The sequence below is a fragment of the Deltaproteobacteria bacterium genome (genome assembly GCA_026388415.1).
In the GTDB taxonomy this organism is placed as follows: Bacteria; Desulfobacterota; Syntrophia; order Syntrophales; family JACQWR01; genus JAPLJV01.
Window position 1 is genome coordinate 1 of sequence record JAPLJV010000053.1, and the last position, 6,441, is coordinate 6,441.

Annotated in this window: 6 protein-coding genes; all 6 read right to left on the reverse strand. The window is 52.0% G+C overall.

Annotated elements, in window-relative coordinates:
- Positions 1-128: 128 nt before the first annotated feature.
- On the reverse strand, positions 129-932 hold the full coding sequence (gene thiM / locus NT140_10985; GenBank protein MCX5832388.1) for a hydroxyethylthiazole kinase: 804 nt from the start codon (positions 930-932) through the stop codon (positions 129-131).
- A 23-nt stretch (positions 933-955) separates the two neighbouring features.
- The gene (locus tag NT140_10990; protein MCX5832389.1) at positions 956-2,527 is read right to left on the reverse strand and encodes an NAD(P)H-hydrate dehydratase; all 1,572 of its coding nucleotides are present in this window, start codon (positions 2,525-2,527) and stop codon (positions 956-958) included.
- 148 nt (positions 2,528-2,675) lie between these two features.
- Complete coding sequence (locus NT140_10995; protein MCX5832390.1) at positions 2,676-3,080, reverse strand: DUF2845 domain-containing protein; 405 nt, start codon at positions 3,078-3,080, stop codon at positions 2,676-2,678.
- 180 nt (positions 3,081-3,260) lie between these two features.
- The gene (locus NT140_11000) at positions 3,261-4,271 is read right to left on the reverse strand and encodes a virulence RhuM family protein (GenBank protein ID MCX5832391.1); all 1,011 of its coding nucleotides are present in this window, start codon (positions 4,269-4,271) and stop codon (positions 3,261-3,263) included.
- 162 nt (positions 4,272-4,433) lie between these two features.
- Complete coding sequence (locus NT140_11005; protein MCX5832392.1) at positions 4,434-5,165, reverse strand: hypothetical protein; 732 nt, start codon at positions 5,163-5,165, stop codon at positions 4,434-4,436.
- A 64-nt stretch (positions 5,166-5,229) separates the two neighbouring features.
- Positions 5,230-6,441, reverse strand: a 1,212-nt coding sequence (locus NT140_11010; protein ID MCX5832393.1) for a DUF3387 domain-containing protein, incomplete at its 5' end; no start/stop codon positions are given.

Sequence of the window (6,441 nt, forward strand, 5' to 3'; positions counted from 1 at the left end):
GGGTGGTAACGTTTTTTTCGCGTACCTGCACATACCGCGCCCCGCCGCCGACAGCCGCTATTATTACCTCATCTATGGTCCGCGAACCGCACAAGGCGCGGTCCGTCACCAAATAAATACCCTGCACGCTAACCTTCTATCCTCAGTAATTTATTGATGTTTTCTTCAGAAAGCCGATACAGGGCATCCAGAAAATTTACCTGCATGCTGCCGGGGCCGGGCGAATTCATGGCGCTCAGCTCACCCGCAATCCCCATGACGGCCATGGCCTCGGTAGTAGCCTGGGCAAAATTGCCGTTCACGGCGGCAAAGGCGCCGCAAAGGGCGGAGGCGGTGCAGCCGAGGCCGGTAACTTTGGTCATCATGATATGGCCATTAAATACCTTGGTAACATCGGCGCCGGCCAGGATATAATCCGTTTCACCGCTCACACAGACGACGCTTCCGTAAGTGTCGTGCAGGCGCCGCGCCGCATCTAGGGCATCTTCGGACAAGGCGCTGCTGTCCACCCCTTTGGTTTTACCCCCACTATTGACCAGAGCCATTATTTCCGAGGCATTGCCGCGAATAATTGTAATCGGCACCGTCTCGAGGAGCTCCCGGGAGGTCCGGGTGCGATAGGCAGTTGCCCCGGCGCCGACGGGATCGAGCACGATGGGAATCTTCCGCTGGTGGGCATGTTGCACGGCACGGAGCATGGAAGGAATCCAGTACCTGCTCAAGGTGCCGATATTAATCACGAGAGCACCCGCGATATCCACCATTTCCTCCACCTCTTCTTCGGCATGGGCCATGACCGGCGATGCGCCCAGGGCCAGCAGGGCATTGGCCGTATTGTTCATGACCACGAAATTGGTGATATTGTGAATAACAGGCGATTTCTCGCGTATCGCCTCAATCGCCGTCCAGATTTGGGAAGCTGTCACTTGCATAATTTTCCTCTCCAGATCCTAAGTTAAACTACCGGGATGTCATAACTTCTCCCATAACTTCCCATTGTCCCTTCCCGATCCTGTTTCATGGCCAAGGGCAGGTATTCCAGAATATCCGTGGCCGTCATCCCGTCTTCGCCTTGGGCGGCCGCGGCCAGATCACCGGCCAGACCGTGGATAAAAACGCCCTTTCTGACCGCATCCTCCAGAGGCAGTCCCATACCGAACATGGCGGCAATGGTTCCGGTTAGAACATCGCCCGCGCCGGCCGTCGCCATGCCGGGGTTGCCGCTGAGATTGATGAAAACCCGGCCGTCCGGAGCGCCGATCAGAGAATGGGCGCCTTTCATGACCAGCAGGGCGCCAGCTTCCCGAGCGGCCTCCTGCAGGGCGACTATCCGGTTGCCGCTGATCTGCGGCAAGGTCTTACCCGTCAGGTTTGCCAGTTCACCCAGGTGAGGGGTCAAGATGGTGGCCCCCGGTCTTTCCCGCAGCAGGGCAAGATCTCCGGCAATGGCCGTAAGCCCGTCGCCATCGAGCAGCAAGGGTTTCCTGATGGCGGAGACCAGTTCTTTTATCAACTGCTTAGTCTCCTCGGCGAGCGACAGACCGGGGCCGAGGACCACCAGGTCGCTCTTTTCCGCCTGTTCCAGCAGTTGCTGCAAATTGGCCAGCGCAATACTCCCGGAAGCCGTTTCCTGCTGTGGCAATATGACGATTTCACTGCCTTTCTGGGCAACAAGGGGCGCTACCGAACGGGGTGTGGCCAGGTAGGCATAGCCGCCGCCCGCCTTCAAAAAAGACAGGGAGGAGAAATAAGGGGCGCCGTAATAATTGGCGGCGCCGGCAATAAACAGCACCTTCCCCATGCTGCCTTTATGGGCCTCGGGCGGGCGGGCGGGCAGTTTTATCGGGCCATTGATCTGGACCTTGAGGCTGACATCGTTATAGAGCGCCGGGGGAAAAGAAATGTGCGAGACAGACAGCTTGCCGCCCTGGCCGAATCCCGGGTGCAACATGTTGCCGATCTTGGGCAGACCGAAGGCAACCGTGTATTCCGCCCGGACGGCAACACCCATGACGGCCCCCGTGTCGCCGTTAATGCCGGAAGGAATGTCCAGGCTGAGAATCGTTTTGCCGCTCTCGTTCATCAGTTGGATCAGATCCCGGTAAAGACCACCCACCTCCCGATCCAGCCCGGTGCCGAGGAGCGCATCTACCAGTATGCGGCAGTCCATCAGTTCGCTTCTTATGGCCTCAGCCGATTGAACCAGCCGGATTGCCACGGGAAGCTGGCGGAGAATTTTGAGATTACCGGCTGCCGCGCCCTTGAATTTTCCCTCCTCACCGGCCAGAAAGACCGCAACCAGAGCGCCGGCGGCGTGGAGACAGCGTGCCACCACGAAACCGTCGCCACCGTTGTTGCCGGGGCCGCAAAGCACGGCGCACCGTTGTCCTTTTACCTCGATCGCGCGGGACAGGACAGCGCAGGCCGCCAGTCCGGCATTTTCCATGAGGATCTCTTCCGGGATGAAAAACCTTTCCACCGCCTGGCGATCCATCGCCCGCATCTCGGCAACACTTGCTACCTTCATGGTACACCTCTTTTCTTAATCACTTTATACGAAAATCCCCCCCATCCCCCCTTTACCAAAGTGAGGGGGAATCGTAAAGTCCCCCTTTAGAAAAGGGGGATTTGATGTGTATTTTCATGTTTCGTTGTGCCCGTGCCGGGCATGGGGGTTAATTGGCCAGACCACCCGTCTCAATATTGGCCAGCTTGCCTTCCTTGAAAATAAAGAACCGATAGGAGCCATCTATAATGTACGTCAAGGTCTCGGCACGCTCTTTAACCGTTTTTGTCCTCGTGGTCACGTTTTTACTATCATCAGCCTTATTTTTGCCTGTTTTTTTCTTGCGCGTTGTTTGCAATACCCTGGTGCTCACCGAATCCTGCGATTTGGATAACGGTGGACCGCATTTCGTCAGAACCACCCCTTTTCTGTCCCCCACGGAAACCACCTCATTCCGGCAGATCGTGCTCATCAGGTCGCCCGCAGCGGCAGAGGCCAGTGGACCGCCGCCAATCAGAAGGGCCAGGGCCACTGCCAATTTCCTCTTGTCTCGTAATACGTCAATAATATTCATTTGCTGTTCCTCCTATTAAAAATATCCCGGCGGTTTTTCTCTAATACCCCCCTGCCGGCATAGCCGATTGCAATCTCCCCCATGTTTCCTTATTGCAGGCGTACACCGAATCCCAGCCGAGTTTATCTCGCAGATAATCGGTAGTTGTTTGCTGGACTAATGTGTCTTCGTTGAGATAGGTCATAATTTGTTCTTTTTTGAATCAAGTAATTTCTTCACTTCGCGGTCAAAGTCGGAAACATAGTTTTTGTCCTGTATTGAACGATATTTTTCATATTCTTTTAAAGCAAGTTCTTCCGCAACTTCATGGCTAACTTTGCCTGCATTTGTCAAAATCTCGTGTTCACTGAACTTCAAAAAAGCATTGAGTTTTTCTATCCAGTTATTCATCGTCATTGCCCGACCGCGAGCGGCCTGCATCTCGGCATAATCCAAATACATATTGACGATTCTATTGAGTTCCGTAAGTTCTTTTTTGTCTAAATAATTTTTAGCAGTAACCACATCGCTGGGCATAATTTTGCCGTCCGGAGATCTTCTCCATGACGTAAGGCCCATCTTGTCTTTATTGCTATTGACACGGTTTTGAATAATTTCTGCCGCTGTTTTACCGGTTATGGCAAAATGAAGCTTGTTTTGCACTGTCGCGAAAAATTGTTTGCTCTCGTATGCTTTGGGCGAATAATCTATGGCTGTGGCATAAATATCAGTTATTTTTTGATAAATCATCCGTTCACTGGAGCGGATGTCTTTGATTTCTTCGTAGAGTTCATCAAAATATCTGGCGCTGAAGCGGGAACCGTATTTGAACCTGTCGCTATCTAATGCATAACCTTTGTGGATGAAACTTTTGAGAATTCCTGTCGCCCATTGCCTGAATTGTGTGCCCCGTTCGGAATTGACCCGATAACCAACGGCGATAATAGCCTCTAATGAATAAAATTGGGTTTGATAACTTTTCCCATCGGACGCAGTTGTCAAGAAATCCTTGACAACTGAATCTTTTGACAATTCGCCACCTTTAAAAATATTATTCAAATGAAGACTTATGTTTTGTTTCGTTGTATCAAAAAGCTCTGCCATTTTCTTTTGAGTAAGCCAGATGTTTTCTTCGGCGTATAATACTTCAATATTCACCGAGCCGTCCGGTGATTGATAGAAAGCGATTTGGTTGTCCGGTAGTTTTTTCATAATTTCATACCTCAATTGTTATGAACTGGTCAAAAGTCGTCACACCGGTGAAAACCGGTGTCCAGTATTTTTGTAACACGCTGAAATTTCTTGATTCCGGTGTTCACCGGAATGACGATTTTGTGGCATTTTCGACTTTTGACCAGTTCATCAACTGTGCCCCTATATATTTTTTATCTGCCTTTGTTTCTTCGCCGGTGGAAGAAAGTTTCCAGATGTTATGACGCTTCTACCTGTTTTTGCCTCCAATTCCAAGCGGGCTTTCTTCGCAATTTTCCCGCCCGTTTTTCCCGCATCGGCATTTTCAACCATGCCGGTCGCATTCACGCTTTCGGCAATCTGCCTGGTCGAAAGTTCCGCAAGCGCCGTAAAAATCAGTTCCGCTTCGTTCATATGGTCGCGCAGATTCTGCGTTTTAAGACCCTTGATGTCCTTATGTTTTTTTACAGAAACCCCACTCCATTCCTGATGAATGATGTTGGTGAGGATAGCATATTCGTCTTCTTTGGTTACTTCGTGGTCTTGCCAGTAATCCGTGAGTTTATTGCGGGTTTCCTGGCCCATCATCCGCTGCTGGATCCACTTTTCGCTTCTGCCGTGCTGTTGCCAGTATTCACGGGCGCGGTCGAGTGAGCGCGCGGGATCGCTCATATCCTGCAATCGTTCGTATCCCACTTTTGCCTTCATTTTCAACTGTCGACAGTTTGTCGACAGTTGAAGGCCATCTTCACTTTTTACGCGTATTTTCATCTTAAACCAATAATCACGGGGATTAACGCTGTCTGTCAAAGCCCCGACGACATCAATCACTGAGAAATACCAGGTTTCGGTTTCTTCATCGAAGTGTCTGCGTATTTTATGGTTTTCTAAAACAGCTAAAGAGTTTTCAACCATTGCTTTCTTCCTCGCCTTTTTCAAGTTCCTCGCCTATGCGGTATTGAGCGTAAGTGGCAATCGCTTATTTACTCTTCGTCCAATAATCCGCCAACAGCTCGGCTTGATCTAAAACCTTAGTCACCGAAACAGTATATTCGCCCGTTGCCGGATCATCAGGCGGATATTTGTATTTGCGTAATATCCGTTTGACCAGCACACGCAGTTGCGCCTGGACGCTTTCTTTAAGCTGCCAGTCAATGGAGGTGTTTTGGCGCACCTGTTCGACCAATTCGTGGGCGATTTTCTTAAGGGTTTGGTCGCCCAGCACGGCTTCGGCGGTGGGGTTATCGGCCAGGGCGTCAAAAAAAGCCAGTTCGTCGGGGCGCAGGTTCATTGTTTCGCCGCGCTGGTCGGCGGCGCGGAGATCTTTGGCCAATTGGATTAGTTCGGCAATCAGCCGCGCCGAGTCGATCAACCCGTTCTGGTAGCGCTTGACGGCTGCGGCCAGCATCTCGGAGAACTTCTTGCCCTGCACCAGATTCATTTTGGAGCGGGTCTTGATTTCGTCATTAAGCAGGCGTTTGAGCAATTCGAGCGCCAGGTTCTTGCGTCCCATGCCCTGAATGTCGGCCAGGAATTCATCCGACAGGATGGAAATATCCGGCTTCTTGATACCCGCCGCGTCAAAGACATCAATCACTTCGCTGGAAATAATGGCATCGTTGACGATCTGGCGGATGGCGGTTTCGATTTCTTCGTTGGTGCGGGTTTTGGTCTGGTCATCGAACTTGGCGAAACGCGCCTTGATGGCCTGGAAAAATGCCAGATCATCGCGGATCTTGAGCGCCTCGGGATGGGGCACCGCCAGCCCGAAGGCCTTTTGCAGGCGGATGACGTTTTCCTTGAAGCGTTCCTTGCCGTTGCGGACGGTCTTACCATCTTTCACTTCGGAGAGTTCGGCGATGTAGTTGGCCGCATCGAGAATGAAATTGAGCTTGGCTTTGGGTTCGAGCGCAAAGTAGCGACGGTAATCGAAGCGCGCGAACATATCCACCACCACTTCGTACAGTTCCTGCATTTTGGCAACGGCTTCCTCCTGGTCGAAGGTGATTTGGCCTTTGCCCTGGCTGGCGGCGTAGATCAGCATGGCATTCTTCAAATCCTGGGCGATGCCGATGTAATCCACCACCAGCCCGCCTTCCTTGTCGCCAAAGACGCGGTTGACGCGGGCGATGGCCTGCATCAGGGTGTGCCCGTTCATCGGCTTGTCCACGTACATGGTGTGCAGGCAGGG